Genomic DNA, 3,778 nt, shown 5'->3' on the forward strand with positions numbered 1-3,778 from the left:
AAAAAAATAGTTGCCGCGATAAGAACTATATGATACGCTATCTAATGATACATGAACGTATCATTACTAAAAAATCGCTTTAAAAATCAAAAAAAATTGCTGATTTTACCACAAAAATTGAGATTTTGTAATATTTATTCATTTTTTTGGATGATCGCGGAATTAGATTTATAGATGTCGGGTCGCATCAATGTCAACCGAAAACGAAAGGGAAGCGAATATGAAGCCCATTCTTGAATATTTGAACTATCGCCGCTACATGCACGATTTCTATGAGGAGCGGAAGAAGTCATCTGCGTTTTCGTGGAGGGAATTCGCCAAGCTGGCCGGATTCGTTTCGCCCACGTACCTGAAACTGGTATGCGACGGAAAGACAAACTTAAGCAAGCCCGGAATTCAAAAAGTCGCGAAGGCTATGGGCCTCGAGGGGTTTGAACGAACCTTCTTTGAACACCTGGTGCAGTTGGACCATGCGAAAAGCGATGCCGAGAAAAAGGCCGTGCTTGCGAAAATCTTGCAGTCGGCCAAGGAGAACAAGATGTTCGTCCTGAATGCGGACGGTTTCCGTTTCTGCGAACATCCGGTGTGCCCGATCGTGCGGGAACTTGCCCCGCTGATGCCCGGCGCACTTCCAAGCGAAATGGCCGCAAAAATCAATTACGAGGTCACGGCACTCGATGTCCGCGATACACTCCAGTTCCTAGTGAAGACGGGGCTTCTGAAGAAAACGGGAGAGAATTCCTACGAGCAGACTTCGAAGATGGTGAAGATTTCAAAAGACGCCCTGCCCCTGACAGTACGCTCCATGAACCGCGAAATGGGCCGTCTCGGCATTCTGTCGCTGGACAGCACAAACATTGACGAACGGAACATCTCGGGCCTCACCATGGGTGTCGACAAAATTACCTACCGCCGTATAGAACGCGAAGTGAACGAGTGCCGCCGCAAGGTGGCCGCCATCGCCGGCGAATGCAAAAATATTAACCAGGTCTACCGCCTGAATCTGCAACTTTTCCCGCTGACGAAGAAAGTCGATGAAATCTAGGGGGATGTATGAAAACGCTTAAAACTTTGAATAGCCTGACGCTTGCTGCATCGTTCCTTGCCGCCGCATTTTTCTGCGCCTGCTCCGAAACGAAGAACCCGCAGGATGCCGGCGTCTGGGAAGACGAACCCGCCATCGCGGATAATGAAAGCTCGTCCAGTTCCCTTTTGGAAATCGAATCCTCGAGTTCTGTCCTGGAGGAGAGCAGTTCCTCGGTGAAAGTGGAGTCATCGAGTTCATCCGTCGTAGGAATACACATTCCGGATAATCAAGGATGCGTACCAGACCACATTGAGTACATAGACATTCAGAAACAGTTGCCCGCCGCAAAAAAACCTGCGAAAATGGCGGAGATAAAAGCGGATTCCGCCAAGGAGCCCTCGTACGCAGCCATTATGATGAAAGAAGAAGAATATGGAGTCCTGAGTGCCTTTGTCGAAAAGCGTCTCGAGTTTCTTGAAAAACAGGGAGCCGCACACGATTCCGCTTGGATACAGGCGGCAACAGAGCTGTTGCGTGAACTCGGTCTAGATTCCCTGCTTGCCGATCGTCGTATGCCAACATATTACTTGGAATACACCTTGTTCTTCCTTTACGGGGATGGCCACAATCAATTGAATGCGGAATTAGTTAATGATTTTGCCGACGGCAAGCTCGAACCGGGAAATTACTGCATCAATAATCAGCCTTACGATTCATTTGACCGAATTGCCTTTAGTTTCATGCCCATAGGGTGCGTGTACAGTGACTACGAAATTTTGGACCCGGAAGCCATCATACAGAACATCTGGCGCAAGTGCTCCGGAATGCCGTACTGCAGCGATGCGATGGTTGGAAAGTTCAACAAAGACAGTTCATTGATTTGCAAGAAGAGCAGTTATTACAATTTTTCTACCATAAGTGCCTACTACACTAATTGGGAAATCGCTTCTCCGCTGGATGTCGAAACATCGGGAATTCCCTGCGATGTCGACGGCAAGTTCATCGTGAGCCGTAAGAACCCCGAACGTTCCTATGTTTGCACAACCGATAATGGATGGGATTCAACAAAGACCGTCAATGTTGAAATGAAGCAGGTCCCGTGCGATACGGCAGGAGCATTGTTCAAGAGCAACCTGAATCCTGGAGCGGTTTATATTTGCAGGGATACTGTTTGGACAGGGAAATATTTCGTAGATCGAGAATATACCCTGAACGCATGGGACATGGCGACTCCTTTTGAAGCCGAAGTCGTGGACGTTCCCTGCGAAAAAAATGGGGAAATGACGAAAAGCGTCGTGAAACCGGATTCATTCCATATTTGTAGGAACGGCGTTTGGGGGACGGCCACCCGCTTGGAAAGGGAAACATACGGAACCCCATGCGACGAAGAGGGCAAACGTGTCGAAAGCCGTGAACTGCAATCTATGTATTATGTGTGCCATGAGGGTGAATGGCGCCAATTTGACGAAGTCACCTGCGAAAATGGCGCAAGGTACTCTACAGCCAATGAAAAATACAAAAACTACAAGACGAATTATGCCTGCAAAGACGGAAAGTGGTATTCAAGCAATGACGAATCATGGGAAATTCCATACGAACTTTATTTCAATCCCGACATTGAATACGGCTCGTTTTTGGACCCGAGAGATGGCCGTACCTACCGTACCATTGACTACCGCGGCACGACATGGATGGCCGAAAATCTCAAGTATCAAGGGGCTCCAGGAACCTTTGAAGTTGACAAGCAATTTTGCGAAAGTGACAACTGCAAAAATTCAGGTTACTTCTATACCATAAAAGCAGCGGAACAAGCTTGCCCGGAAGGATGGAGATTGCCGAACAGTAATGAAGTTTCACTTCTACGTATTCCTGACGGTTCAGAAAAATCTGGTGAAATTGAAATTTATACCTCGACGCGAGATTTGTTCAATACATTGTTCACGCAGATGAATAGCCTGGGCGTTGGCTATAATGGATTGGACACTTATGGACTGAGTTTCACCAAGACCGGGTTGTTTAATAGAGATGCCCATGTGAATAGCGACTGTCAGTACTTCTGGTTCCTAGATACCGAAGAAGATAGATTCTGGCTCCATGATACCGGAGAAAGTGAAATATCGTTAGCAGAAATAACAACCTACGAAATAGAATTGTCTAACAGATTCTACAGTGTCAGGAATGACATCAAGGCTCCTGTCCGCTGCGTCAAGGAATAAAAACAGATGGACTTTTTAGACCGCTGGATTGCCGGTATTAAATGAACACGACTTCGTTGCCGACGCGCGGGGATTCCGCGCGGTTCGGAAGGCCACTTTCCGTGTCGGCGTAGCCGACGGCAACGGAGGCGTACACACGTTCGTCTTCTAGCAACTGCCGAGGTCGAGCTCGTTCGCGGCAAGCATCATGTTCTCCACGGCACAAGCGACATCGGCCATGTTGTTGCCGTATTCCTTCTTGTTCGCGACTACAATCAGCACAGGCGCCGTGTAGCAGAACGAGTAGTTTCCCTTGCGCGCAAGCGTGATGGAATTCTTGAGGCTCTTGTACAAGTCTTCGCGGAGTTCCATCGCGGCAAAGGCGGACTGCACCAACTCCTTGAGTTTCGCAATCACCGAAGCATCCGAAATCACGAAGAAGTGGTTGCTCTGCGCGTTGCCGCCGGTAGGCCCGAACTGGCCCGCCTCGACAATCTGCTTCAACTTCTCGAGTTCAACGGGCTGTGCCTTGAACTTGCGAGTACTGCGACGTGTC

General features: G+C 48.5%; 3 protein-coding genes. 2 read left to right on the forward strand and 1 reads right to left on the reverse strand.

Annotated features, from left to right (window positions below; all coding sequences use genetic code 11):
* The first annotated feature begins 220 nt into the window (after nucleotides 1-220).
* Both HUF13_RS17085 and HUF13_RS17090 read left to right on the forward strand, forming a co-directional pair.
* Nucleotides 221-1,045: a TIGR02147 family protein gene (locus HUF13_RS17085; protein ID WP_173342348.1), complete on the forward strand. Its 825-nt coding sequence runs from the start codon at nucleotides 221-223 to the stop codon at nucleotides 1,043-1,045.
* Between the two features lie 8 nt (nucleotides 1,046-1,053).
* Entirely contained in the window at nucleotides 1,054-3,243 is a 2,190-nt protein-coding gene (locus HUF13_RS17090; protein WP_173342349.1) for an FISUMP domain-containing protein, read from the forward strand.
* 147 nt (nucleotides 3,244-3,390) lie between these two features.
* Here HUF13_RS17090 and HUF13_RS17095 read toward each other — a convergent pair.
* The coding region (locus HUF13_RS17095; protein WP_304039361.1) for a nitroreductase family protein at nucleotides 3,391-3,778 on the reverse strand (388 nt) is incomplete at its 5' end.

The organism is Fibrobacter succinogenes (assembly GCF_902779965.1).
Taxonomy (GTDB): domain Bacteria; phylum Fibrobacterota; class Fibrobacteria; order Fibrobacterales; family Fibrobacteraceae; genus Fibrobacter; species Fibrobacter succinogenes_F.

What these genes read in the sequence shown, in the direction of transcription:
- HUF13_RS17085 (WP_173342348.1), top strand. Translation starts at nt 221, where the DNA reads ATGAAGCCCATTCTTGAATATTTGAACTATCGCCGCTACATGCACGAT.
- HUF13_RS17090 (WP_173342349.1), top strand. Translation starts at nt 1,054, where the DNA reads ATGAAAACGCTTAAAACTTTGAATAGCCTGACGCTTGCTGCATCGTTC.